General features: G+C 41.7%; 17 protein-coding genes and 1 pseudogene. 9 read left to right on the top strand and 9 right to left on the bottom strand.

Annotated features, from left to right (window positions below):
- The first annotated feature begins 7 nt into the window (after nt 1-7).
- The 6 genes and pseudogenes from AB5217_RS03605 to AB5217_RS03580 all read left to right on the top strand — a co-directional run bounded on the left by AB5217_RS03605 (nt 8) and on the right by AB5217_RS03580 (nt 10589).
- Nucleotides 8-1519, top strand: coding sequence for a DUF3868 domain-containing protein (locus tag AB5217_RS03605; protein ID WP_008640570.1), 1512 nt, complete (start codon nt 8-10; stop codon nt 1517-1519).
- 57 nt (nt 1520-1576) lie between these two features.
- A complete protein-coding gene (locus AB5217_RS03600) occupies nt 1577-3289 on the top strand; it encodes an Mfa1 family fimbria major subunit (RefSeq protein ID WP_032845050.1) in 1713 nt (570 codons plus the stop codon).
- A gap of 273 nt (nt 3290-3562) precedes the next feature.
- Nucleotides 3563-4562, top strand: a pseudogene (locus AB5217_RS03595) (FimB/Mfa2 family fimbrial subunit).
- Between the two features lie 2 nt (nt 4563-4564).
- Entirely contained in the window at nt 4565-5677 is a 1113-nt protein-coding gene (locus tag AB5217_RS03590; protein WP_008775792.1) for a hypothetical protein, read from the top strand.
- A 41-nt stretch (nt 5678-5718) separates the two neighbouring features.
- On the top strand, nt 5719-7326 hold the full coding sequence (locus tag AB5217_RS03585; protein ID WP_032845049.1) for a fimbrillin family protein: 1608 nt from the start codon (nt 5719-5721) through the stop codon (nt 7324-7326).
- 44 nt (nt 7327-7370) lie between these two features.
- Nucleotides 7371-10589 (top strand): fimbrial protein, encoded by a 3219-nt coding sequence (locus AB5217_RS03580; protein ID WP_032854705.1) that lies wholly within the window; start codon nt 7371-7373, stop codon nt 10587-10589.
- Between the two features lie 114 nt (nt 10590-10703).
- Here the strand turns inward: AB5217_RS03580 and AB5217_RS03575 are convergent, their stop codons facing one another.
- Nucleotides 10704-11663: a hypothetical protein gene (locus tag AB5217_RS03575; RefSeq protein WP_004306253.1), complete on the bottom strand. Its 960-nt coding sequence runs from the start codon at nt 11661-11663 to the stop codon at nt 10704-10706.
- Nucleotides 11664-11899: 236 nt separating this feature from the next.
- Nucleotides 11900-12859 carry a hypothetical protein gene (locus AB5217_RS03570; protein ID WP_032845048.1) on the bottom strand — a complete coding sequence of 320 codons (960 nt, stop codon included), beginning with the start codon at nt 12857-12859 and terminating at the stop codon, nt 11900-11902.
- 200 nt (nt 12860-13059) lie between these two features.
- Here AB5217_RS03570 and AB5217_RS03565 point away from each other — a divergent pair, with 200 nt between their 5' ends.
- Nucleotides 13060-13989 carry a UDP-glucuronic acid decarboxylase family protein gene (locus tag AB5217_RS03565; RefSeq protein ID WP_004300450.1) on the top strand — a complete coding sequence of 310 codons (930 nt, stop codon included), beginning with the start codon at nt 13060-13062 and terminating at the stop codon, nt 13987-13989.
- A 19-nt stretch (nt 13990-14008) separates the two neighbouring features.
- Nucleotides 14009-15142, top strand: coding sequence for a hybrid sensor histidine kinase/response regulator (locus tag AB5217_RS03560; RefSeq protein ID WP_004300451.1), 1134 nt, complete (start codon nt 14009-14011; stop codon nt 15140-15142).
- 96 nt (nt 15143-15238) lie between these two features.
- On the opposite strand, the gene AB5217_RS03555 is transcribed toward AB5217_RS03560, so the two are convergent.
- From AB5217_RS03555 to AB5217_RS03530, 6 genes are read right to left on the bottom strand one after another with little or no spacing between them, the layout of a single operon-like run.
- Nucleotides 15239-18118 carry a PD-(D/E)XK nuclease family protein gene (locus AB5217_RS03555; RefSeq protein ID WP_004300452.1) on the bottom strand — a complete coding sequence of 960 codons (2880 nt, stop codon included), beginning with the start codon at nt 18116-18118 and terminating at the stop codon, nt 15239-15241.
- Between the two features lie 31 nt (nt 18119-18149).
- Nucleotides 18150-19169 carry an energy transducer TonB gene (locus tag AB5217_RS03550; protein ID WP_004308169.1) on the bottom strand — a complete coding sequence of 340 codons (1020 nt, stop codon included), beginning with the start codon at nt 19167-19169 and terminating at the stop codon, nt 18150-18152.
- A complete protein-coding gene (locus AB5217_RS03545; RefSeq protein WP_004300454.1) occupies nt 19162-19779 on the bottom strand; it encodes a radical SAM protein in 618 nt (205 codons plus the stop codon). Before AB5217_RS03545 ends, AB5217_RS03550 begins: the two co-directional genes overlap by 8 nt.
- Nucleotides 19776-22946 (bottom strand): UvrD-helicase domain-containing protein, encoded by a 3171-nt coding sequence (locus tag AB5217_RS03540; protein ID WP_368112648.1) that lies wholly within the window; start codon nt 22944-22946, stop codon nt 19776-19778. Before AB5217_RS03540 ends, AB5217_RS03545 begins: the two co-directional genes overlap by 4 nt.
- Before the next feature lie 8 nt (nt 22947-22954).
- Nucleotides 22955-23581 (bottom strand): YhcH/YjgK/YiaL family protein, encoded by a 627-nt coding sequence (locus AB5217_RS03535; protein WP_032845045.1) that lies wholly within the window; start codon nt 23579-23581, stop codon nt 22955-22957.
- Nucleotides 23578-24186: an RNA polymerase sigma-70 factor gene (locus AB5217_RS03530; RefSeq protein ID WP_004300457.1), complete on the bottom strand. Its 609-nt coding sequence runs from the start codon at nt 24184-24186 to the stop codon at nt 23578-23580. Before AB5217_RS03530 ends, AB5217_RS03535 begins: the two co-directional genes overlap by 4 nt.
- Nucleotides 24187-24346: 160 nt before the next feature.
- Between AB5217_RS03530 and AB5217_RS03525 the strand changes: the two genes are divergently transcribed.
- Nucleotides 24347-25339 (top strand): FecR family protein, encoded by a 993-nt coding sequence (locus AB5217_RS03525; RefSeq protein ID WP_004306246.1) that lies wholly within the window; start codon nt 24347-24349, stop codon nt 25337-25339.
- Nucleotides 25340-25672: 333 nt separating this feature from the next.
- On the opposite strand, the gene AB5217_RS03520 is transcribed toward AB5217_RS03525, so the two are convergent.
- A complete protein-coding gene (locus tag AB5217_RS03520; protein WP_032845044.1) occupies nt 25673-26623 on the bottom strand; it encodes a DUF4999 domain-containing protein in 951 nt (316 codons plus the stop codon).
- Nucleotides 26624-26639 lie beyond the last annotated feature (16 nt).

The raw sequence follows: 26639 nt of genomic DNA, 5'->3' as shown, positions 1-26639 counted from the left end.
AAGGAGTATGATAATAAGAAATATAGGTTTCCTTGTGTGTATGTTGGTGGTTTGCAGCCTGAATATAAACACAGCTATGGCTCAATCCCGCTCTTACGAAGGTGGCATTACCGTGAATCCGGTGCGGTTGGAACAGAAAGGTGATTTTATTCATGTCGATATAGATTTTGTTTTGAATAATGTGAAAGTGAAATCTGCCCGGGGAATGGATTTAATTCCGCGGCTGGTGACTTCCGGACGCACTCTGAATCTTCCGAAAGTTTCTATTAAAGGTCGTGACGAGTATTTGGCGTATGAGCGTGGGCTTGCGTTGATGAGCGCCAAGGAGAAGAGAAGCTATGAGAAGCCGTATATAGTGGAAAAAGCCGGAAAACTAAGAAATGATACGATTCGGTATCAATATCTGGTTCCGTTCGAATCATGGATGAAGGATGCGCGTCTGGACATGCAGCGTGACGAATGTGGTTGCGGTGAAACGGCATTAATGAACATCGAGGAATTTGGCAAAGTGACGTTGGAACGTGTATGGACGCCTTATGTAGTGGTTCCTCAGTTTGCTTATCTGCAACCGAAAGCGGAAGAAATCAAACAACGGGATATTCAAGTAGAATGTTTTCTGGATTTCGAGGTGAATAAAGTCAATATTCGTCCCGAATACATGAATAACCCTCAGGAACTGGCTAAAATCCGCAAGATGATCGATGAGCTGAAGTCCGATCCGAATGTGAAAGTGAACCGTCTGGATATTATCGGTTATGCGTCTCCGGAAGGAACATTGGCAGCGAACAAACGTCTGTCTGAAGGACGTGCCATGGCGCTCCGGGATTATCTGGCATACAGATACGATTTTCCGAGAAACCAATACTACATTGTCTTTGGAGGTGAAAACTGGGACGGACTGGAGAAGGCGCTTGAAACAATCGAATTGGAATATAAAGACGAAGTGCTGGATATTATCAGGAACATACCTATTGAAAAAGGAAGAGAAACAAAACTGATGCAACTTCACGGAGGGACGCCTTACGGATACTTGTTGAAGTATATTTTCCCAAGTTTGCGTGTGGCTATCTGCAAAGTGAATTACGAAGTGAGGGATTTTAGTGTGGAGGAAGCAAAAGAGATTATCAAGACGCGTCCGCAGAATTTGAGCTTGAATGAAATGTTTCTGGTAGCTAATACCTATCCGACAGGCTCGCAAGAATTTATTGATGTGTTCGAAACGGCTGTCCGGATGTATCCGCAGAGTGAGATTGCAAATATAAATGCTGCTACTGCCGCTTTATCACGCAATGAATTGGTTTCGGCTGAACGTTATCTGGGCATGGTGAATTCGAATAAGAATTTGCCGGAATATAATAATGCTATGGGAATATTAATGTTAATGAAGGGAGATTATGAATCATCGAAGAAGTATTTGAAGTTTGCAGAGCAGTCAGGTCTGGATGCAGCTAGGGGCAATCTGGAAGAATTAGTCAGGAAGAAGGCTAATGCTGCTAAAATGAAAAAGAATGGTAAGTAAAACTTACTGATTAAGTGGGAAATTATATAAGTATTAATTCTAATATTTTTTTGTATTATGCTAAAGATTAAATCAATTTTAGTTTCATTGCTGGCTGTTGCGGCACTGGCAAGTTGTTCAAATGAGAATCTGGAGGAAAATCCGGAGGTTGAAGGGGGAGCAGGTTATGATGTAGCTTACGTATCAATTAGTCTGACTAATCCCAAAGTGCCTGGTTCACGTGCTTCTGGTGAACAGACGGCTTTAGAGGAGGAAAGTGCGATTAATGAGCTCTATTTGATTACGTTCAATGCGAGTAAGGTGGTGACTAAGGATGAAAAGGCAACTAAGTATGCCACGGTATTGGGATCAAGTTCTTTCGGAACAAATAGTGGAGTTACGACTCCGAATACTCCGGTTAAAGTGGATCCGAATACTAAGTATTTGCTTGTTATTGCCAATCCAGGTTACCAATTAAAGGATCGCTTGGATAATCTTTCAGCGGGTGCAACCTATGCTACCATCAATGGAATGATTACAGTTCCTGAAAACAATACTAAGCCCAACAATGCTTATCTGGTAGAGGAGGTTGTACACTCCAATGGTTGTGCAATGATTAATGTCGGATTCTACGATGATTCCGATTCAGATCCATCCAATCATGCATGGGAGGATGAATGTCTGCTTGATGTATCGGATAAGATTGTTTTGGTCAGCGACTATAAATCGGAAGCGCAAGCTCAGAATGCAGCGAAAAGTAATCCGGCTACCCTTGAGATAGAACGCCTTGCTGCAAAATTGGAGGTTATGATTGGCAGTCCATTAGCAGTTGGACCTTTTGAAGATGGAACAAATGCAAGTCTAGGACAGTTTGATTTTGGAAATTGGACTATAGATTACTACAACTCCCTGTTCTTTCCTTTTGCAAAGAAGACTACCACAGCATCGTCTCATACTACCGGATTTTACAAAAGTAACTTCTATACAGTCGACCCGAACTTTACGACTGCGGGTGGAACCGAATATCTTACAGGCATTATTAAGAATACACTCGATGCTGCAACTCGCGAACCTAAGGTGGAATGGGTTGCTGAAAGTGCGACTGCAGGTGATAATTACAAATACTGTATCGAGAATACGATGGCCGCAGGATATCAGAAGTTCGGTGCGGCTACGCGTCTGGTACTTAAGGGACAGTATGCACCTTGGAAGTCTGGTGAATTTACTTTAGGAAATGACTGGTATCGTCTTCCTAACGGAACTAACTCTGTAAACTTCAAGAGTTTTGCCGACTTGCTGGCTGCTTATACGCCTGCCAAAGCTAAAGAAACAGCCTCAGACCCTATGACCGCCCAGGAGAAACTTTTAGTTTCGGCATGCGAACTGTTCTATACTCAGATAAAATCTGAACTTACCGCCAATGATCCGGGTGATTTTGCATCCCTTACGCAGGCTATTCTTGACGACAACAACATTCAGAATGGTGGTGAACTGTGTAAAAAAGAAGGTTGCATCTATTGGTATCCAAAGAGTCTCAACTATTACTACTATGAGATTCGTCATGACAATGCAGCCAATTCTTACATGGAGTATGGGAAATACGGTGTAGTACGTAATAACTATTATACGCTTACGCTGACAAAGGTGAATGGTAACGGTACACCGTGGTATCCTGGTGGTGGTCCCGAAGATCCGGATGAAGAAGAAGATATCGATAAGAAAGGTGCCTATCTCCATTTTGAGATTAAAGTTGCTCCGTGGATATACTGGACTACAAATTTCGAAATCTAAATAAATTCTTTACTTTCAAAGAAAACAGGGCAGTGCGGACTGCCTGCCCTGTACTTTTAAAATAGATATTCCGTACGGAACAGACCGCCGAAAAAAGTAAAAACAAGCCGGTGACAGGCTTCCCAAAAACAGCACTGAAATATACCGGCGCATCCGAGATGCAATGAAATGCAAAGCGCGCCCCAAAAAGAGGAAATAACCGGAGGTCACAAAATAGAGATCTCTGACAATATAAAATGGCAAACCGATAGGGTTGCCCCTAAAAGAAAAGATATGTTCGGAAAAACTAAATCGCTGTTCCTTATCGTTGCTTCGATGCTATGTATGGCTTCGTGCGACAGTATACGCGAAGACCTGCCACGGTGCGAGCTTTGGTTGGAATTTGTATTCGACTACAATATGGAATATGCGGATGCATTTAATCCGCAGGTTAAATCGGTGGATGTACTTGTGTTCGACAGCGATGATAAATTGCTTTTCACCAAAAGTGCCGAGGTTGCTGCGCTGGTTGGTGGAAGCCGGATGTCGTTGACCGACGAGCTCGATTTCGGAAGTTATAAAGTACTGACCGTCGGAAGTCTGTCTGACAGATTCCGGCTTTCGGACAATGCAGGTAATAAACTGGTGCCGGGAACAACCACCCTCCAACAAGTCATTGTATCCCTGAAGCGGGAGATGGGTGTTGTTAATTTCGAATTTCAGCATCTTTACTTCGGAGAAGTTGTGGAAGTGGACCACCCTGCCATCCAATACCAACCATAAAATTTATCCGGTGAACCTGATACGTGACACCAATCGGTTTAATCTCGCGTTAATGGGATATGAGGAAAATAAAGTGGATGGCACACAATATACATTTGAAATTCAGGCACCGGAAAATGCGGTTTATTCCTGGGAAAACGAACCCACAGGACAAGGGCCGGTTACTTATGTGCCTTACTATACAGGTCCGGGTGAAATATCCGATGTGGTTATGTCTGCACGCCTGAATACGATGCGTTTGCTCAACAGGAGCGGATGGGATTATAAGTTTATTATAAGGGATGCGAATACCGAAGCCGAAGTCTGGAGCTACAATCTGATGACACTATTGAGCATTGCCCGGCCGGTTTCCCGTTACGACGGAACGGAACTTCCCTTTCAGGAGTATCTTGACAGGCAGAGTGAATGGAACCTGATATTTACAGTTGTTGAAAAACCCGGAGGAGGATTCCTTCAAATTGGTATTGTCGTGGGGACCTGGATTCATTGGCTCCACGGGATGGAAGTTTAAGAATGAGAAAAAAGCTATTACATATCATTTATCTGGCATCCACCATCCTTTTGTTCTCATGTAGTAGAGAAGCTGATGTGGCTTATGAGTTGCCTGCCCATACTACCAGGGCGCAACTTAGCATCGACTTGGTGAACAATGGGGATGTGGAACAACAGGAGAAGATAAACTCCATGCGGTTTATCGTATTCGGCAGTACGCCCGGTGGCGTGAGGCTGGATGTGAATGAACACATCCTGTTGAGCACTCCGGAGACAGCTACTGATATAGATGCGCAACTTCTCGAAGTGACTTCCAGCAATGATATTCTGGTCGTAGTTATTGCCAACGAACCGCAGAGTCTCACAAGCCAACTTGACGGTATAGCTAATCTTTTGACATTACAAGAGATGATTTACGACATCTCCAGCATACTGAATAATGACGGGCAGATTATTTCGGCGACCGGAATGCCTATGACAGGAGTGATCCGGGATATATCCATAGCACCCGATGAAACCAAAACAGTGCAAATGGTGATCGAACGTGCCGTAGCCCGGGTAGATGTCTTTATCGAAGCTATAGACGGCGGGGCAGTGACCGGATATACTGCCGGAAGCACCAGTGTCACCTTGCATAATTTTTCCCATGATAGCTATTTCGTGATGGGAAATGTGGGCAACGGCACGCGTGATAACGCCGACTCTTCAAAAAACTACGGAAAGGTGAAGGAAGACGTGTCGGAAAGCAATTTATTAACGCATAGCTGGACGGCTGCGACTACAGAAACTTGGGCATATTCATCGGCTCCCGGAGCTGAAAACCGGAAGTTGCTTTGCTCGTTCTACACAGCCGAACGCCTATTCAAGTCGGATTATTCCGACCGACTGTCTATCAGTATGACTAATGTTCCGAAAGGGCCTTCGGACGTCACCGGAATAACCGGGAAAGTAATTGAAAGCGTAACAAAGGTTGACGGCACAGGTAGTCCGACAGCGCAACCTTTTACGGAGATCCGTCGGAACAACGTGTATCAGGTAACGGCACGCGTAGGAAAAATAGGTATTCAGATACTGACGATAAGCGTAGAAGATTGGGGTGAAAGACAAGACATTGATTTGGATATGGACTTGTAATATCTTTCGCTGATTGTTTTTAATTTCGGAAAAGAAGTAAGATGATAAAGACTATAAATAATATTAGGATGATTATGGCAATGGCTGTCCTTTCGGCTGTCCTCTTTTCGTGTGTCAGAGAAGAGATGACGTGTGATAAGGAATTAATTGTTGTGCAACGTATTGGAGAAGGCGGCTATGTCTACACTCGTGGTACGGTAATCTCTTCGAATACCGATCTGAAAGAAGAGACTTTCGGTCTTTACGGTTCACTGACTCCCAATGCTTCTGTTCCCCAACCATACTTCAATGCAAGTGCTACGGTTAACGCCGACCTGACAGCCACCATCTCGCCGTTGCAATATTGGCCCGGATTGTTGAATGCGAGCATGAAGTTCTTCTCCTGGTATCCGTACAGTGATGCGAATGCGCCTACTGCGAGTTTCACTGATCCCGGAGAAATGGTGCTGAATTATACAGCGAATGAATCCGCCGCCAATCATGTCGATGTATTGGCGGCTATATCGGGCCCTATATGGGTTGAAGGTGTGAATATACACTTCTACCACACATTGACCAAGGTTACCTTTACATTCAAGAAAGTAGCTCCTGTACCGAATGAGGTGACTATCGAGAAAATAGAATTCCAGAATGTGGGAAAAAGCGGTAACCTTGCGATGACTGAAATTCCGACCACCACGACGAAAAACGGCAAACCGAAGTTTGTCTGGAGCGATGTCGCCACCGGGAAGGTCGCTTCTACTCCCACCGGTAACAAAACAGTTACTGAAGATGCCACCTTGATAGGTGATACATTCCTCATGTTGCCGACTGACGCTTTCTCCGCAACCGCCAAAATCGTTGTTACCACCAACTTTGGCGATCGGGAATTCCTGTTCAGTGATATTCTCGCCAAGAATCCGCATTCTTGGGAATCGGGCGAGTACATCAACTACAATCTTACGATATCCAACGAAACCTATCAGCTTTCAGCTACCCCGCTTGAATGGACGGAAAGCCAGGTGAATGTAATTTTCGATAAACAGTATTATCTCAAATTATCGCAGACCAAGGTACAGACGGCTGGTGATGGGGTCACTGTCAATATAGAAGTGAAAACGAATTATGATGCTAATCCGGATACAGGATTTCTGCCGGGGGCGTCATTAAACAAAAGTACCATGGATACGTGGCCGACAGTTAATATGACTCAGATATCCCTTTCAGAAAGAGTGTATACGTATAATATCCAGGTTGTGATGCCCAGATTTAATTCAGGAACCGGAACTAAGCGGGAAACAGGCTTTTATATCAATGCCGGTAATTTGCGGCACCATGTACTGTTGAGCCAGTGGAGAGAAGACGGAGAGTGGCTGACCTCGAACGTAGAGTTGGACAGCAACGATAATGGAACCGGAAATATGCGACGTCGCAAGATTGTCTTTACTTCGGGCAATCCGGGAATATGGGAGTGGAAGATAACCCAGATACAAGATCCGGATAAAATTCTGCTTAACAGTGAGACAATGCTCGAAACAAGTGGCGTGAGTGGTGATGCGGTTTACTTCTACTTTAGAGCCGATGCTGTGTCCGGTGATACGGCTAGACTCATACTAACCAATACGAATGGTGATAATCTGCCAATAACGGTGACATTGACCGCACCATAATGACGAATATGCAATATCAAAGTTTAAGGAAAGGAAATAGAAATATGCAATATGGGTTTTCAATAAAAAGAAAGTGCTATCTTTTGTCTGTTCTGTTGATGACGGTATGGCTTACCGGATGCGTACAGGAAGAATTTGAGTCGACGCCTTCTCCGGCAGGAAACGGTATTCGCTTTACATTAACGGTTCCCGATGTAAACCTCCCGTCCGTATCTTCGCGTACGATGACCGGAACGGGAACAGCAAAGAAAGAAGACGAAATAAAAACGGTGGATATTCTTGTTTTTGATATGTCAAAAACACCGGCAGTATTTCTGGAATGGGGCAGCGCTACAGGAGTCACTCAGGACTTGGCTGACAATTCCACTGTGAGTTTCTCTGCTGTGCTTTCTCCCACTACCGCATCTACCTGCATCGTGGTTGTGGCAAATAAGGAACTTGATAATATTGTGTCGGGCTTCACGAAGGGAGCGACCACCAAGGTTGAGGCAATGGAAAAGATGCTCCACACCCAGACCGGCAAATGGTTGGCAGATGGCTCGACAACTGGTGGGTATACGCGGATTCCGATGTACGGGGAGAAGGTAATAAGCAAAATCACTCCTTCGATGGATCCGATAACCGGCATAAATATGAAACGTATGCTGGCGCGTATTGATATCCGTAATAACAGTGTCACTTCAAATTTCACGGTCGAAGAGGTTTACCTGGCCAATTACAATACCACCGGATATATTGCTCCGGCATGGAACACGAACGGGCAGGTTACTGAACCGGCTCCGGATACTCCTGTTCTCCCCACGGGCAGTGGTAAAATGACGGAGGAAGGGGATGCAATCCGTTATTCCGTAAATGGTAACACACCCTACGATGGGGAGATTTATACATTTGAATCCCTGGCGGCAGAGGATGCCGGTGGTGCGGGAGCAGACGGAGAAGCGAGCCGTAAGGATGCTACTTGCCTGATTGTGAAAGGAAGGAACGGTACGGGTGAATCGACATTTTACCGGGTGGATTTTACCAAAAACGGAAATACAGGAGAGCAGGTGGAATATTTGCCTTTGAAGCGAAACCATAAATACATCATTACCATTACCCAAGCATTGGGAACCGGTTATAAAAGTTTTAGCGAGGCGCTGGCATCATATACAGTCATGTCCAACCTGAAATTCCGGTTGATACACTATGATCGTGATAAGGTCAAAGATATAGTCTACAATGGGCAATATATGCTTGGAGTGGGTGAATCGGAGGTCGCTGTAACTCAATACCAGAATAATAGTTATGCTATAGACGTTTTTACTGACAGTCCCGGAGGCTGGAAGGCCACCATTACTGCAGGGAACGACTGGCTCAAATTTGAAGGTGGAGCTGATGCGGCATCGGGCATTGCAAACGATGATACCCAACTCAAATTGAAGATTCCATATTTTAATAATGAAAATATTGGTGTTGGGCGTAAGGCTACTGTTACGTTGACGGCAGGGCGCCTGACTCACAATATTGAAGTGACGCAGTATACAATAGATCCGGGAATTATCAAATTTGTCGATGCATACGGAAATGTGTTGGAGAGAGGTCTTTTTTTTCCAATTCGAAATCCTGATGGCGACGAACTCCCTCTCGAACCGCAGACGGTGTATGTCATGTTTTCTGTGGATAGGATAGAAGGTAAGCTTTATGGCACTGGCGGTGTCAATATGGTCCAATATAATGCCGGCGGTTTGGTTCCGCAATTAGACAGGACGAATGCGATACCGTTCAGTGAAAGAGTACAGGCGTTTACCATACAGCCTAATCCGCGAAGAGCAGGCGATGGTACTGTTGAAGATGGTGCAGGCTGGTGGTGGCGTTGGGACTTTATGTTGTTCGACCTGTACGATAAGGAAGGATACCTTACTCAAGTACAATTCCCCATCAATCAGGGGGAGCTGGAGTTTTCACTCCGATATCTTTCCACTACAGTCAATAGTCGTACTTATAAAGTCAATCTGGGTGCGGAACAATACTTGCAATTGTTTGTCAATAACAATTGGGAAATTATGGATATTGAGGAATTGAATATAACGAACAATGATGGCACCGGACTGATTCGGACCGATTCGGATAATGATGTAATTATAGGTAGAAAGAATGCGGACGACAAGATGTATCTTGAGTCTATCATAGGCTATGATGACGGCAAGGGAAATGATGTGGTTGGTCATGGATACGATTTCAGGCTGAAGCTTCACCCCGGCAAGTGGAAAGAAGGAAAAAGCGGAACGATAAGAATCACGTTCAGAAATGTAATGCATACCGTGGCGGATGAAGAATTCCCGTTTTATCGTACGATTGACCTTCAGATGGTGTCCGAAACCAAATCTTACACAACTGCCGGGGAACCTCTTTTCTATCTTTATCCGCTTCGGTTTGATAATAGGAGATATTATAACGGAACTAACCAAAGTGTGGGGCGATTGGAAAATGTAGCCGATGCGGAGGATATCTGTAGGAATATAGGCGATGGTTGGCGTCTGCCTACTGCTAGTGAACTGTTGCTGTCATTTGTCTATGAAAATGCTTTGGGTGGTAATGCGATTAACAGTAATTATCATGACGGTCAGAATATATATGGGTGGTATCAAAACTGGACAGGTAACTACTGGTCTTCATCATACTATGAGGCTAAAGGCTCTACAACACGTTTTGGGATGGAAATGTCGGCAGGTTATCCGGATTCCGCACCTGTTAGTAATAATAATTATTTTCGTTGCGTAAGGGATAATACAAATAGCGGAAAGAAGTACCCTTATTTGATGGTAGAATCCTCGGGGGTCACTATTGTCTCTCGCGATGCCAGTGGAGGAACAGATCCTTCGGTGTTATTTGCTTCAGGTGAAACTCCGGATACAAGTGGCGCAATGAATAAGGTTGCTCCTAAGTTTCAGATTGAAAATTCCAGTAGTAATGGTAAAACTTGGGCGGAAGCAAAAGCGGCATGCGAAAGCAAAGGGAGTGGCTGGCGTCTACCTACTCAGCGTGAGATGTATTTAGTACTTAGTATGGGAGGGGCTGTAACCAATATCGAAAACCAAGGTTTCGGTGACTCGACTACTTGGACAGGGAACGGATTCGAGAAGATTAGTACTGTGCACTGGACATTGACTTCACGCGATAGCAACTATTGGCTGGTCGGACATAATAATGGTGAATTCGGCGCATGGGCTACGGTAGAGTCCACAACTTGGGCTTGGTATCGTTGTGTGCGCACAATAGAATAAAAGCTAAAAGAACTGTATCAGAATGTTGTTTGTCTTCATTCTGATACAGCTCGTCTATTAAATCCTTTTCTTTTTATTCCTAGAATCCACAATGTTTAGTGTGTTTCCCTTTGTTTACAACGTATTGATAACTTCCAACTGCTTTTGCAAGAAAGCAATACGCTGTGCTTCTCCACTTTCCGAAACCAGAATAGAGTGGCGCTTCAACGATTGAATCCAATTGCGTTGCATCTGGCAGATATATGAGCTTTGCGAATCCATCGAGTTGATAGAATATACCCGCAGCAGACTGACTTGGTAATCATGTTTCTCGATATAGCTGTAAGTGGCTTCGAAACTGATATTGGACAGATAGAAAGACACTTTCTTGTTTTCGCTGAACTCTCCCTTTATGGAAAGATGTTCTACCACGCCAAGTAACTGAAGAAGTTCTTCTTTCAAATGCATGACATCGTCCTTGTTTATCAGATTCAGGCTGGCAAAGTACTTGATCTCTTTCACAAAAGAATAAAAGATATTTGTGTCCCAGATGAAAAACGTTTTTGGACACTGTCTTATACTTTCACTCAACTTCTTATGCACATTGACGATCCGTTCATCCACAGACATGTCTTCCAAAGAATGTGGCGTCTTTATATCTCCATTCTGATACATCCATCGGCAAAGACGGAATTTAGACAAATTCTCATAGGAAGAATAAAGTGTAAAGGGAAGGGAATTGGATGCAGTATACACCTCCGTCGTATTATCTGTTTTCACATAGTCGAAAATTTGCAGATAACGGTTGATTATTTCGTAATAACTTTCCAGCGCACTAGTGGCATGAAGTAAGTTCAGGTCGAAAGTAACTTTATTAGATACATGGCTACCGACAATCTGGTCGATAGAAATACCGAGTTTTTGAGAAAGCAGCGCTACTTCGTCTATTGTAAAAGACACCTCACCTCTCAATCTGCGATAGACAGCTTCCTTTCCCATGCATAAAATGTCAGCCAAAGTATTGGCCAGATTCATATCTTGAGGAATTCGCTCCTTCATTGTAGATATTAATTCGTTTAGAATACCATTTTTCATTGTTTGTTCCTTTAATTTTAATGTTAATAATCTTTGTGATACATTCTATGCAAAATTACGTCTTGTGTTTGAAAGATTTGTGTGGAAAAACAGAGATGAATGTATGTGTCTTTTTCTGATTGGGAATCAAACGGAAGCGGTGAGGACAGGGAATGAAAAAAAGTAGATAAGAATCTTATCTACTTTCATTTATTGGAACTGATTTTTTTTTGAAGTTCTAATCTGCGAAAATAAAATTAAAGAGCGTCAATAATTTCTCGCTGTTGCTTGAAGAATTGAATACGCTGCATTTCACCGCTTTCGGATATCAAAGTGGAGAACTTTTTCAGAGGTTGAATCCATTCTTTCAAGGTACAGAAAATTTCGTTGTCCATCGTGGTAATGGAGTTGATGGAATAAATACGTATGAGGCTCATTTGCAGGTTATTGGTGTCTACATAGCTATATGTTGCCTCGAAGTTGATATTCGACACATAGATGCGTACACGATTGCCATCGGCTGTCTTGCCATTGATAGCCAGTTCTTCCAGTTCGTCCGCCAATAAGAATAATTCATTTTTGATTTCTTCTTTTGTTTCGTCGGAAATGAGATGGATGCTGGCGAAGTATTGGATATCGTTGATAAGGTGTTGGAAAATCATATTATCCCATATATAGTCTATGGAGTGGATATGACGTGTCATTGCTACATAGTCTTTCTGGATATTGACCAGTTTCGGTGGAATATCCAATTCTTCGAAACTCTTGCAATCAATATATTTATTCTGGTACATCCATTTGAATAAACGGAATTTTGCCAGAAGTTCATGTTTCAGATAGAGAGTCTGGGGAATAATGTTGGCAGAAGTTCCCATTACAGAATTCGGGTCATCCGGCATCGTATTGATTAGCGAGACATATTTTTCAAGGATATTGTAGTAACTCTCGAACGGGTCGTCATAATCTACAATGTTTATATTAAACATGGCGTTCGATTTGAAACTTAGTCCTATAATCTTGTCTAGCGATATACCCAGTTTTCTTGAAATAAGAGCCGACTCTTGTAAGGTGAAAGGTACTTCACCGCGCAATCTTCTGTATACTGCCTCTTTTCCTATGTATAGCGTGTCCATTAACATATCTGCCAGTTGTCCTTTGAGCGGAAGCTTTTCCTTCATCGCTTCTATGAGGTTTGCATTTGGATTATTTGTCATCATAATAGTTCTAATAAATAATACTTTTCTATTATAAACATTTGTCAGTGGCAAGTTGTTTCGGAAATTGAAACTATTTAAATCTGCTTTTTTTTAAAATATCCTCTCCGAAAATTGTTTATTTTAAGCAAATCGGTTACATTTGTGACCATAAACAAAACGAAGAGACAGCGTCTCTTTAGTAAACAATAGAAATATTTAGAATGAAAAGAATATTGGTAAGTGGCGGAGCCGGTTTTATAGGCTCTCATCTCTGTACTCGGCTTATAAACGAAGGTCACGACGTGATATGCCTGGATAATTTTTTTACGGGTTCGAAAGATAATATCATTCACTTGATGGATAATCATCATTTTGAGGTGGTGAGGCATGATGTCACTTATCCTTATTCGGCTGAAGTAGATGAAATTTATAATTTGGCTTGTCCGGCATCTCCCATTCATTATCAACATGACCCGATTCAAACTGCCAAAACATCTGTGATGGGAGCCATTAATATGCTGGGATTGGCAATGAGACTGGATGCCAAGATTCTGCAAGCTTCTACGAGTGAGGTATATGGAGATCCAATCGTTCATCCGCAACCGGAAAGCTATTGGGGAAATGTGAATCCGGTAGGTTACCGGTCTTGCTATGATGAGGGAAAGCGTTGCGCAGAAACATTATTTATGGATTATCACCGTCAGAATAATGTGCGTGTGAAGATTATCCGTATTTTTAATACGTATGGTCCGCGAATGTTGCCGAATGACGGACGGGTTGTTTCTAATTTTATTCTTCAAGCGTTGAATAATGAAGATATAACAATATATGGTGATGGGAAGCAGACACGCAGCTTCCAGTATATTGATGATTTGATTGAAGGAATGATAAGAATGATGAATACGGAGGACGAGTTTACAGGTCCTATAAACCTGGGGAATCCGAATGAATTTCCGGTATTGGAATTGGCGGAAAGGATCATTAGTATGACCGGTTCATCTTCGAAGATTGTATTTAAGTCTTTACCGGATGATGATCCGAAGCAACGCCAACCGGATATTACATTGGCTAAAGAGAAATTGGGCTGGCAGCCTACTGTTGAACTTGAAGAGGGGCTGAAGCGTATGATTGAATATTTTAAAAATGTCTGAAGCATAAAAAAAGAAAATTATGAATATGGAAATTAATCCTTCTGAATATAAAGTCCTTATTGTGGACGATGTAATATCAAACGTCCTTTTATTAAAGGTACTTTTGACCAACGAGAAATTCAAAATTGTGACTGCCGGTAATGGAACACAGGCGTTGGAACAAGTGAAGAAGGAAAATCCGGATCTTGTATTACTGGATGTAATGATGCCGGATATCAGTGGCTTTGAGGTAGCTCAACAAATGAAAGCAGACCCCGAAATGGCTGAAATTCCCATTATCTTCCTGACTGCTCTAAATAGTACGGCGGATATCGTAAAAGGATTTCAGGTGGGTGGTAATGACTTTATTTCAAAGCCATTCAATAAAGAAGAATTGATTATTCGTGTGACGCACCAGATTTCGTTGGTTGCAGCGAAAAGAATCATTGTTGCACAAACGGAAGAGTTGCGTAAGACGATCATGGGACGCGACAAACTCTATTCTGTGATTGCACATGACTTGCGTTCACCAATGGGATCTATCAAGATGGTGCTGAATATGCTGATTCTGAATCTGCCAAGCGAAACAATTGGTGATGAGATGTATGAATTGCTGACAATGGCTAATCAGACAACAGAAGATGTATTCTCATTGCTTGATAATCTGCTGAAATGGACGAAGAGCCAGATTGGTAAACTGAAAGTGGTTTATCAGGATATTAATATGGTGGAAGTCGTAGAGGGCGTAAGTGAAATCTTTACGATGGTGGCCAGTCTGAAAAATATTAAGATAGTACAAGATGTGCCTGTAGAGAATGTGGCTGTTCGTGCTGATATTGACATGATTAAGACGGTGATTCGTAATTTAATCAGTAATGCGATTAAGTTTAGCAATGAAGGTTCGGAAGTAGTGGTGTCACTGGCAGAAGAAGACGGTATGGCAATCGTAAGTGTGAAAGACAGTGGTTGCGGTATTGATGACGAAAATCAGAAGAAGTTGCTGCATACCGATACTCATTTCAGTACCTTTGGTACAAACAATGAAGAAGGTTCGGGACTCGGATTGTTATTGTGTCAGGACTTTGTTGTCAAAAATGGCGGTAAACTTTGGTTTACTTCAAAGAAGGGAGACGGGTCTACATTTAGTTTCTCAATTCCATTGTTGGAGAAATAAGATAACTATAGATAATACGACTAGAAATAATAAGGGCACGGTTTGCATGAATATGTAAATCGTGCCCTTATTTAATTGGTATATTCTATTTTCGGTTTATCGTTTGCAGATAGCCTTAAAATCGCAATACGAACATTTTTTAGTATCTTCTGTCTGCGTAAAAGGCTCTTCTTCGCTGAATATTTCTTCTAATAATGTTTGCAGGCGTTCACGGAATTCATCTTCAAAGAAAGCGAAGTTGTTTACCGGTATTTTCGGTTTACGAGGTTCTCCCATTTCAATAACAGGCGAATAGTTTTCCGATGCTGCCCGGTGGATGTAGAGCAGAGCAGGAGCTACCATTAACGATTGTTGCCGGCTCATGATAGCAGCATACAGAAAAGTCTGGAAGATATAGTTCGGGCGTGTTTCCGATGGGGTGAACAGTTGCTCGATATTAGCAGGTATTTTAGGGCTTCCTCCTGTTTTGTAGTCAACAATCCGCAGGGTACTTTCTTTTGCATCCATACGGTCGATTGTGCCACCCAGACGGAGAGTGAACGGTCCTTGTCCTGTTTGTATAGTAATCTCTTCTGAAACTTTCTTTTCCATAGCGACCATTTCGAAAGGAGTATATTGAAGGTCGTTACGCAGCAATTGTTTCAGATAGGAAACAATTACTTTGGAGTTGATAAGTTGTATGCCGTTATATTCCGGTTTTTCTTCGGGAGAAACTTTGAATAATTCTTTTTTGAAGGCTTGGTCAACGTAGCTTTGTAGCTTCACGTCATTGCGTAATAAGCGTTCAAGATCTTCTTTCTGTATCGTTTTTCCGGTTGCAGTCAGGTCGGTGTATGCTAATTGGGCGGAGAGGTGGAAAATGGTTCCGAATAGAGCGGAATCAATTTCAGCACTCACTTCGTCCGGTGTTTTCAAGCCCGCTACATAGCGGTAGTAGAATCTCAACCGGCAATCCAGATAAGCATTAAGGGCGGAAGGAGAGAGAACCAGTGAATTTGGATGAGTGCTATCGTAAGCACGATAGATTCGTCTTAGTACTTCAGGTGTTTTTTCTACTCGTATCTCTTGGGTACTTTGCGGAGATTGTCCGGCTTCCAGATACTCGCGAGTGATATCATGTGGACCTTCTACAAGTAATTGCAGCATGAAGCGGGATTCTTCTCCACGGTTGAGACCGTCCGAAGAAGTATTGTAGAGTAGCGTGATATTCTCTGCCCGTTGTATCAGTCGATAAAAGTAGTAGGCATACACTGCATTTTTGTGTTCGATAGTGGTCATGCCAAATGCTTTCCGGAGATTATAGGGAATAAAAGAGGAATCTCCTCCGGATTTTGGAAGTTGTCCTTCGTTGAGAGACAATATAATGAGATTCCGGAAGTCCAGATTACGTGTTTCCAATACTCCCATGACTTGCATTCCGATAGCAGGTTCTCCGTGGAAAGGAATGTTAGAAGATGTCAGTACTTTGGTAATCAGTCGTTTCAGAGTATCGGTGCGTATATTTAGTTCTCCGCTTTCAATCAAACTGTAGAGACGGTTGATTTTGGTATGGCTTTGAAAGAGCGATTCTCTATATAGTTGATTGAAGATATCATTGTATTCTCCTTCTTTCCGATAAATGGTTGAAATGTTTTTGATTAATTCGATCAGATAATCGCATAGTTCTTTTATACCATTACGGGGAGTGAAGAGGGTAGTTAGAAAATCATCCTGTTTAAGTTCTGACGGAAGTGGATAAAAACGGTTTGTTTGGGTCAGTTCACGTTCCAGGGGACCGGCATGGGATGATAATTGCTGGGTATAGGGATGCTTCAATATGGCGGATACTGCCTCGTAAGTGAATCGGCCGGTATCGGAGCGGTAACCATTGGTTTGCAGTTCCATTACGGCATTGATAAAGCTATAAACAGGAGTTTGAGCCAATGGGAATCCCATGGTGATATTGACATTCTTCACTTCCTGCGGAATGGAATGAAGTACGGGAAGCAACAGAGCTTCATTACAAAGCACTACAGCATTTTCTTTTTCCTTTTCTACGGTAATTTGTGAATGATCGTTTGTTATCGCCTTAATCCATCCGGGAAGGAAACGTGCTTGGGCATTCTCGGTAGAAGCGGAAATATAACGTATTTTCTTCGGTTCTTTAAAGGTGTTGAAAAAGCTTTCCGGGAGTTCGTTCGGAAATTCCTCGAGATTACGTTTCAGGAATTCTCCGGCCTCATGTTTTTTGATTTGTTGGGTGTAGAAGATATCATAGTCCCAATAGAAGAGTGCCTTGCCCGCATCTTTCAGTTTTCTGAAAAAGTCACTTTCTACTTTGTTCAAAACATTGAACCCGACAAATATGTATTTGTCGTATTTGAGTTGGTCGGTATCGAGTTGTTCGATCACGTTCCGGTAGAGCATGCCTTCGTAAGCAATGCCTAACTCTGTCAGGTTCGCACGGTAACGATGGTAGATAGTACCTAGCTTGTCCCAAAGGGAAATAAATTTTTCTTTTAGTTCGGTCCGTTTTTCAATGGAGAAATTCTGAAAAAACTGTTGTATGGCTTCTTCCTGCTCTTTGTCAAGGAATTCATAGTCATCCATCAGATTTTTCAAATCTTGTAGATTGCTGAATAATTTGTCGGCATCGACCATATTCTTATCTACATCATCAAAATCACTAATCAACAATTCGCCCCAGAAGTAGAAATCGTCCAATGTTTCCTGACTCCGTGTTTCCTCTTTGAACACTTTATAAAGTTCGCAGACCAATCGAATAGGATCGCCGCTTTTCTGTACGGATAGTTTCTGAAACAGGTCGCTGATACTCATGGCAGCTGGTGACCAGATCGGTTTATCGGATTCTCCTGCTAAATATTCATTGAAGAACAAGTTAGCACGTTTATTAGGGAAAACGAGTACCGTACGTGACAGGTCGTTTCCTATCTTGGTATATAAATCATGAGCGACTAGTTGGAGAAATGATTGCATATTGATTAAACTATTTTTCTGATTCTTGTATTTATTGTAATCGGAACATAACAGGAACGGTGAAATAAACGGCAACTTTAGTACCATCTTCCAATTCTCCCGGTTTCCATTTAGGCATTTGATTAATGACACGTAAAGCTTCTTTGTCTAGATAAGGATCTACGCCGCGTACAACTTTTGGTTTGACTATATTTCCTTCCTTATCAACGATGAACTGAATAATAGTACGCCCCTGTACACCATTACCTCCTAATCCTGCATTAGGGTGTTGAATCTTTTTTGCAAGAAATACCATGAGAGCTTTCTGTCCTCCAGGAAATTCGGGCATAACAGCTACTTCCTCATAAACGTCAGGATAGTTTATACGAGTATAAGTGATTCTCAATTCCGGGCCATACATCGCACTGAATGAAAGCATCAGATTGTATGTCACTTGTACTGTCTCATTTGCCAATATGCCGGGTGTCCAACGAGGAATGAGAGACATGACCCTTAATATTTCAGCTTCAACTTTGGGGTGTATCTTGCGGGTAATCTTAGGGTTGATAACTTGTCCGTCATAATCTATAGTGAATTTTACATCAGTGTATGTATTATTAGCAATACTATCTATTTCTGAATAACGAAGATTTTCTTTCAGAAATTCTATAAATTTTTCTGTTCCTCCGGGAAATTCCGGTAGCTTTTCCGGACCATAAAAGGGGGCTTCCCCTTTCATGTCTTTTTCTTGTATCAGGCTGTCAGCAGTAATGGTCCAATTCATTTTAGGGCATTGCAGTGTTTCTGCGTCCAATGAAGTAGGAGGTATTATTGTAAGTATACCAGTTGATAGTCCAAACAGAGTGATGGCCTTACCTACACGGCGTTTTCGTTCAAGCTGTTGCTCCAAATATCGAACTTCAGCTTCGCATTTGGGGCAAGTACCCAAACAATCTCCCTGATACTGACATTCAGAGGTAATGAATTCAATATCATTCGCTTCGGCTATCTGCCGACGAATCTCTTTTAAGATTTTACAGGTTTGTTTTCCTCTTGCCATGGCATTAATCATTAGGGGTTTTATAGGTGAATCGGTCGAATTGGGTGATTCCCATTTCTTTCAAAAGTTCTATGCTTTGGTCAATATCCTTCTCCGTATTATAGGAAGGGATGAGTGGTGTCCGGATAACGATTTGCTTGGCTTTGTCTTTCCCGATTAAATATCGCAAATTACTTAAGACGTTTTCATTATTCTTTCCGGTATATCGCTGATAGATGTTATTATTCATATCTTTGATGTCGACTATGTAATTGTCTATAATAGAAATCAGTTCTTCTACATTCTGTTGCGGAACATTGAGAGAGGTTTCGACAGTGATTCTCCATTCCGGGCCACAGAGTTGGCGGAATTGCCTGATAAATTCGCTTTGTAACAAAGGTTCTCCACCGCCAAATGTGACTCCTCCGCAACTCGCCAGGAAATAAAGTTCATCTTTGCGTACTTCCTCGTAGAGCTGGTTACAATCATAGCTCTCCCAAACACCATCGGGCTGCAAAGATGTCGGATTGAGACAATATTTGCAACGCAACGGACAGCCATGGAAAGCAACTAATGTTGTAACTCCTTCACCGTCAATCGTTAGTCGATGACGGGCAATGCCGATGAGAGGAACAGCTTTCATACTTTTTCTATTTTTTCTTCATCCACATACCACAAGTAGCCGGTGATATTTTTATATCCCATCTTGGTAAGAAGTTGCATATATCCTTTCACTTGTTTGTTATATTTAGGATTTTCCTTACCAAACTTGAAATCGACTACAACAACCTGATCGTCCTTCATCATTACACGATCCGGACGACGGGTTTGCAGAACTCCTTTTTCTTTATAGATAATAGCACATTCATTAAAGAGTGTCCATTTTCCGGAATACCAATCTTGAATTTCAGGAGAAGAAAAAGCTTTCTTTGCAACTTCACGAGCCACTTTTTCTTTCTCATCATTTCTGATAACTCCTTCAAAAATAAGCCGTTCAATGGCTGGATCGATATCTTCTGCAGTTTCGATGACAGAAAATAAAGTATGTAACATACGTCCGCGGTTGATAAAGCGGTCGTCCGAATCTTCTTCTTCAATGCCCTGAATGAAGTCAGCAGAGCGGTTGGACTGACGAAATTCAATATCATGCCGCATGGATTCCATCCGAATAGGGAGTTTCTCTGGTTTCTGGGTTAGCTTGTTTGTGGATGTCTTGATTCTTTCTTTTTCGGAAGGGCATAGTTGTCCTTGCTCGTAACAGTCTTCTTCCCAGTCAATCCCTTCTTCTTGGGCTACTATCGGTAGGGTGTTTGCCAATAGTTCGGACATGGTACCTTTTTGACTTTTTCTACTCCAGATAATGAGATTTTTTCCAGCGCGGGTAAAAGCAACGTATAGTAGATTGAGATTATCTACCCAAAGTTGAAGACGTTCTTGCAGGTAGTCGTTACCATAAATCGATTCAGCCATTTGGGTGGAATAGTTAATAGGAAGAATATCCAATGTATTGAATGGTGCTGTTTGCGGGGCACACCATACTAGCTGATTATTGGTTTCATTCTCCAGTTTCCAGTCGCAGAAAGGAAGGAGTACGGTATGGAATTCCAATCCTTTGGATTTGTGTATGGAGAAAATCCGGATACCTTCTACTTCTCCACTCGGAATTGTTTTACTGCATAATGTTTCGTCCCAATACCGGATGAATCCGTCTAGCTCGGAAGAGTTGCTTTGCAGATAATCGGTCACCGCATCAAAGAAAGCGAATAAATAAGCATCCTGATCTTTGATAAGATTCATCTCGAATATGCTGAAAAGTTCTTCTAAAAGCTCATAAAGAGGCATTAGCCTTAGTTCCTTTGTCTTTTCAAGAAAAGCGGCGGGAAGATAATTCTCGGCAGGGAGGAGTAGGAGAGTATTCCAATCCAGTCCTTTCTGTAAAACCTCGTTTTGATAGGCTACGGCCAGTTGGGCACGTGCTATTTTATTATTTTCATCGGAAAGGAATCGCAGTGCATCCAGCATCATACAAATGGCAAGAGAGGCGTCAAGGCGGAAGGCTTCGTCTGATACCACTTTATAGTGTAGCTCCTTATCGAAGTAGTCGGCGATTCGGGGAATACTTTTATTTTTTCGTACCAGGATGGCTATATCATTCAGTCGTACTCCGGAGGTGAGGAGATGTTGCACTTCTTCTCCCAGACTGATTAATGTCTGTTCGGTATAACCATGTTCTTCGTCGGGTTCGAGAAAAGAGACTTTTACATATCCTTTTTCTGTACTTCGGGGAGATTCCTGCACAACGTCGGCATAGGCTTTCTGCAGATCCTCACAATCCTTGCCTAACTGTTGCTTATATACTCCGTTCAGATAGTTGGCGGCAGCTGTGAAGATTTGGTTATTAAACCGGATAACATTGGTTGCACTTCTCCGGTTGGTAGCTAATGTCTTGACGCGGATCGGGAAATGTTCGATGTGATTATTCAGGCTGTTGAGAATTCCCCAATCGCCATTTCGCCAACGATAAATGGATTGTTTAACGTCTCCTACAATCAAACTGTCTGCTCCTTGAGACAATCCTTCCAGTAAGAGCAATTTGAAATTTCCCCATTGCATCCGGCTGGTATCCTGAAACTCATCTATCATGACGTTATGGATATTCGTTCCTATCTTTTCGAATACAAAAGAGGAGTCACCGTCTTTCACCAGTTGATGGAGCAGGGCATTCGTATCTGATAATAGAAAACGATTGTTGTCGTGATTCAACTGACGTACTTCTTCATCGATATTGGCGAGGAGTTGCACTTTGTTGAGATGTTGCAGGGATAATCGGCAACTATTCAGTAACAAATTATTCTTGGAACGTAACTTTTCAGCATCTTCCAGAATTTGCATGAGACTAGAGTTGGCTAAATTAATGATGTCCGCGTAGCGGGGAGAAGTCTTGGTTGCCCAGTTCTTTGCGTCTTCCAGACATTTTTCTACTGTAGCATTACGGATATCATTGCCTAAAATACCATTATTAAGTTTACGAAAATAACTTCCGATTCCGCGTGAACCGTTTTTCAGATCATCAGCAGTCAGTGCGTGTCCATCCAGTTCTCCTTCGAATTGGTCGTAGAATCCTTTCATTTGCTCCAGAATTTCCGTTTCCAGCGCTTTCAGTTGCTTGCGGTATTCTTTGATGGTGTCCGGATTGCGTAGTCGTTGCCGAAGTCCTTCTCCTTTTTCAATATAGCCTTCATCGAAAATATTGCGTCCGAAACTTTTGACTTCATCCGATACGTTCCACCGTTTATCATCGGCAATTCGCTCGTTGATATAGTCTAATAACCATGCGAGGACAGGGGAAGTGGGACCTAACTTCTCGATCATGCTGTCTACGGCGTCACTAAGAACTTCGGTGTTGTTTAACTCGATATTCAGATTCGGGCTAAGTTCTAGCTCCCGTGCGAGATTACGCATGACAGATTGGAAAAATGAGTCAATAGTCTCTACTCTGAACCGGCTGTAATCATGCAGCATATAGCTAAGGGCGACGCCTGCCGCTTCCCGTATCTCTTGTTCGGTTTTTCCAGTCTCTTCTTTGATACGGTTGAGATAGGCTTCTGAATCTTTATCACCTATCTGTATGCCGTAAAGCTGACTAAGAATACGTTCCTTCATTTCTGCTGTTGCCTTATTGGTAAAGGTGACAGCGAGAATTTGCCGATAGGCACGGGGATTGAGAATGATCAGTTTGATGTATTCCACGGCCAGGGTAAATGTTTTACCTGAACCTGCGGAGGCTTTATAGACTAAAAGTTCACTCATGTTTCTGTTTATGGGATATATTCGATTTTAGCAACAATGACTCGTATATCCTCCGGTTCTTTCCCTGCCTTTACCAATGCCTGATGGAAGTTTTTGGGGAAGAACATGAAGAATGTGTCCGGGGTGGAATCTACATATTTTATTTTCTTGGCTTTGTAGAAAGTTACATCCGGTTTGTATTCGGTGATAGGCTCTGCATATTCTGCTGAAGTAATTCCGAAACGTTCGGTGCCTTTCACTACATATTGCAGATCAATACCATGACGGTGTGCTTCGATTTTACGTTTACTGACATCTTGTGTTGTTGCATCCTGTACATTGATGTAACAATGTTCGCCATCCACTTCATATCGTCCGGCAGGCATATTCGCAAGGTCGTGGGTAGCTAGCCATTGGAAAGTCTTGTCCCACACTTTCTTATTCTTATGATATTGTGACGCAAATTCCTGATAATCGGTTGTTTTATGAGGCATTGCCTTCAGTCCGTTTGCCCATTCTTGTTTTTGTGTCCATTGACGGGCTTGTTTAAGAGTCCAGTTATCAGCGGATTCTTGTGAACACACGTTTTCAGTGAAGAAGAAAAGAAAAAGTCCGATAAACAGGCTTGAACTACTAAATACGAATTTTGATTTCATGATTGTTCGAAAAAATTAGGTCCGAAAATAAGTATGAATAAAGGTAGATAGTCTTTTAAAGCTACTCGTAATAACTTTAAGGCTTGTCCAATCCTGTAATTAATCGTTTGTGGAGATACATTCAGCTTCTCGGCAATTTCTTTATGTGTCAGATGTTGATTGCGGTTCATCTCGTAAGCTTCGAGATATTCTTTCGGAAGTTTTTTTAGTGCTTCTTCATATAAGCGGAAAAGCTCATCACTCAAATAGAAGTCCGGATTATTGAACTCACTATCATATTTATCAACGATTTCCTGATGTACTTTTCGTTTGATCTCAAAATGGGAAAGACGGTTGAGAGCTTTGTTCTTGACAATCGTAAAAAGAAGTGTTTTGAGTGTCAGCTCTTCCATAAGAGTGCAACGATTTTCCCACAGCCACATCATTGTTTCTTGTACAATCTCCTCTATTTCTTCCTGCTCGCCTACATATTGGGAACAAAAAGCACATAGCCTACGGAAGTAATGTCTGTAGACGACGTCAAAAACTTTTTCTTCTCCTGCTTTTAGGGCAGTGATAACGGACTTATTATTATTTATATCCAAATATATCGGAGATTGTGACATTCTCTTTTAATTTATGTAAGACAAAAATAATGAAAGAAGTAGATAAATGAAATAAAAATGCGAGAAAAAATATTTTTTTCTTTTTCTCTTTAGTATATTTGTGCTCACAACTGTATTACTACAAAGATATTATAGTTTTTTTGTAAAAAGATAAAAGAGCATGGATGAAACTATCTTGGTGAATTACCTGCAAGGTGAATGTAATGATGAAGAAGCTGCTCGGGTGGAAGCTTGGTGCGAGGAAGGGCCGGAAAACCGGAAAACTTTGGAGCAACTTTATTACACTCTCTTTGTAGGTGAGCGTATAGCGGTGATGAATACTGTAGATACAGAGGCGTCATTGGATCAATTTAAATCAGCTATCAGAGAAAAGGAGAAAAAGGCTAAGCGGAAAAGTATTTCAATCCGTTGGGGACGTTATGCTACTGTGGCGGCTGCTTTTCTTACCGGACTCGTTTTTGCCGGTGGAATTGCCTGGGGATTACTTTCTAATAAGCTTTCGGATTATGAGGTGATAACTGCTGCCGGACAGAGAGCGCAGACTGTGTTGCCGGATGGTAGTAAGGTATGGCTGAATGCATCTTCAAAAATAGTTTATCATAATTCTTTATGGAGTTCGGATCGTCAAATCGATTTGTCGGGTGAAGCCTATTTTGAAGTGTCTCATGATAAACATGCTCCATTTATAGTAAATAGTAAGCAAATCAAGACTTGTGTGCTTGGTACGAAATTTAATGTGCGTGCACGCCAAGATGAGAATAGGGTAGTGACTACCTTGCTTCAAGGACTGGTACGGGTAGATTCTCCGCGAACGGAAGAGAATGGTTATTTGTTGAAACCGGGACAGACATTGAATGTAAATACGGATACTTATCAAGCAGAGTTAATTGAATATAACCAACCTACAGATGTGCTTCTCTGGATTAATGGCAAGTTGGAATTTAAGCAACAGTCTTTATTGGAAATAACCAATATTATGGAGAAGTTGTACGACATCAAATTTATCTATAAGGATGAAGCATTGAAATCAGAACGGTTTACCGGTGAATTCTCTACTGATAGCACTGCTGATGAGATACTGAATGTATTAATGCATACCAATCATTTCTCTTATAAGAAAGACGGACGGATTGTCCGAGTGATGAAGAAATAAGAGATAGGTTAGTGTTTCTAAAAGGCTGTCTAATTAGATCTTGACAGATTAAGGTTTGTTCGTTATATAAAGATGTGAAGTGCTCCCAAAAGTTAGATACATAACTTTCTGGGGGCATTTCACATATATGTAGTGGCAAACTGATTGGAATGGGATTTGATTAGATAGTCTTTAACACGAGAAATCACCCTCACTACATGACTGAACTGCACTCCTTAAGTTTTGTGTTCAACTTTTGGGGTGCAGTTCATTGTAATGAGGGTGATTTTATGAACTTAAGGCCTGTTTGATAGCCTCTATTCTATATTTTTATAGTTATCTATTCATAAATACTTACTCACTTTTGGGTTCGTAAACATTAAATACTGTAACATCCGTACGACCGTTTGTAGAGATAGTAATAATCTGATATTTCAGATATCGCGTAGTAATAGGAGAAATGAACGTAATATTCTGTGTACCACCGGAGATTGCTAATGAACTCAATGATTTCCATGTCGTACCATTTTCAGACTGTAATATTTCCACTTCTCTAGGAGCATATGCATTGGCCCAATGATTCGTTTTGATACCTGTTAAAACCTTAGCTTCTCCTAAATCAACAGTAAACCAGAATCCTTTATTATTTAGAGCAACGTCAGTTCCAGTCTTGCCATCGATTAAATTATTGGGTGCGCCTTCTACTCCTTCTTCTACATTAATAATCCAGCCGGCGCGATTACTGATAAGTTGGCTATTACTAGGAATACCGCTTTTTAGATTACAATAGGCAGCTTTATTAATAATGACAGGCAATGTACTTAAACTACTGCTAATAACAGTGTTCTTATCATTGGTAGTTACATTACTGATTGAGACACTGAAAGAGAAACTTGTTTTTTCCATGATACTGGCAAATATCGTCGGATCAACCGTCGCAGTGATTTCTTCAGAAGTCATCTGTCCTTCTTTGAGAGTAACCTGTGAGGAACTTAAAACGATCTGGCTTGCATCAAGCCCTTCTGTTTCACTTTTTGCACTTAATGCGATAACCATATCTGTAGAGACTGCTTTCTGTGTTTTTACAGTAAAAGCCATCTTAATTTCATCTCCTCCGATTCCATTCGCATCATGAGTCAGATTGAACTTTTTTACATTCCCCGATAAATAGTCATTTCTCTGTAGAGACACATACGTAGCATTCCACTCGTTAAAAACGTCTTCATCATCGCTACAGGACGAAATGAACGGGACAAACAAGCCGAGTAGAGTTGCTATTGATAGTGATTGAAATATATTTTTCATATGTACATACGATTAA

The sequence above is a fragment of the Bacteroides sp. MSSM.1001136sp1_RTP21357st2_D2_RTP21359_211015 genome, assembly GCF_040913205.1.
GTDB classification, from domain to species: Bacteria; Bacteroidota; Bacteroidia; order Bacteroidales; family Bacteroidaceae; genus Bacteroides; species Bacteroides ovatus.
Note: the sequence above shows the minus strand (reverse complement) of the source record. Positions and strands in the feature narration are given on the sequence as shown.

Excerpts from the sequence above, each read along its gene's own strand:
- AB5217_RS03605 (WP_008640570.1), top strand. The coding sequence starts at position 8 with ATGATAATAAGAAATATAGGTTTCCTTGTGTGTATGTTGGTGGTTTGC.
- AB5217_RS03600 (WP_032845050.1), top strand. The coding sequence starts at position 1,577 with ATGCTAAAGATTAAATCAATTTTAGTTTCATTGCTGGCTGTTGCGGCA.
- AB5217_RS03590 (WP_008775792.1), top strand. The coding sequence starts at position 4,565 with ATGAGAAAAAAGCTATTACATATCATTTATCTGGCATCCACCATCCTT.
- AB5217_RS03585 (WP_032845049.1), top strand. The coding sequence starts at position 5,719 with ATGATAAAGACTATAAATAATATTAGGATGATTATGGCAATGGCTGTC.
- AB5217_RS03580 (WP_032854705.1), top strand. The coding sequence starts at position 7,371 with ATGCAATATGGGTTTTCAATAAAAAGAAAGTGCTATCTTTTGTCTGTT.
- AB5217_RS03575 (WP_004306253.1), bottom strand. The coding sequence starts at position 11,663 with ATGAAAAATGGTATTCTAAACGAATTAATATCTACAATGAAGGAGCGA.
- AB5217_RS03570 (WP_032845048.1), bottom strand. The coding sequence starts at position 12,859 with ATGATGACAAATAATCCAAATGCAAACCTCATAGAAGCGATGAAGGAA.
- AB5217_RS03565 (WP_004300450.1), top strand. The coding sequence starts at position 13,060 with ATGAAAAGAATATTGGTAAGTGGCGGAGCCGGTTTTATAGGCTCTCAT.
- AB5217_RS03560 (WP_004300451.1), top strand. The coding sequence starts at position 14,009 with ATGAATATGGAAATTAATCCTTCTGAATATAAAGTCCTTATTGTGGAC.
- AB5217_RS03555 (WP_004300452.1), bottom strand. The coding sequence starts at position 18,118 with ATGCAATCATTTCTCCAACTAGTCGCTCATGATTTATATACCAAGATA.
- AB5217_RS03550 (WP_004308169.1), bottom strand. The coding sequence starts at position 19,169 with ATGATTAATGCCATGGCAAGAGGAAAACAAACCTGTAAAATCTTAAAA.
- AB5217_RS03545 (WP_004300454.1), bottom strand. The coding sequence starts at position 19,779 with ATGAAAGCTGTTCCTCTCATCGGCATTGCCCGTCATCGACTAACGATT.
- AB5217_RS03540 (WP_368112648.1), bottom strand. The coding sequence starts at position 22,946 with ATGAGTGAACTTTTAGTCTATAAAGCCTCCGCAGGTTCAGGTAAAACA.
- AB5217_RS03535 (WP_032845045.1), bottom strand. The coding sequence starts at position 23,581 with ATGAAATCAAAATTCGTATTTAGTAGTTCAAGCCTGTTTATCGGACTT.
- AB5217_RS03530 (WP_004300457.1), bottom strand. The coding sequence starts at position 24,186 with ATGTCACAATCTCCGATATATTTGGATATAAATAATAATAAGTCCGTT.
- AB5217_RS03525 (WP_004306246.1), top strand. The coding sequence starts at position 24,347 with ATGGATGAAACTATCTTGGTGAATTACCTGCAAGGTGAATGTAATGAT.
- AB5217_RS03520 (WP_032845044.1), bottom strand. The coding sequence starts at position 26,623 with ATGAAAAATATATTTCAATCACTATCAATAGCAACTCTACTCGGCTTG.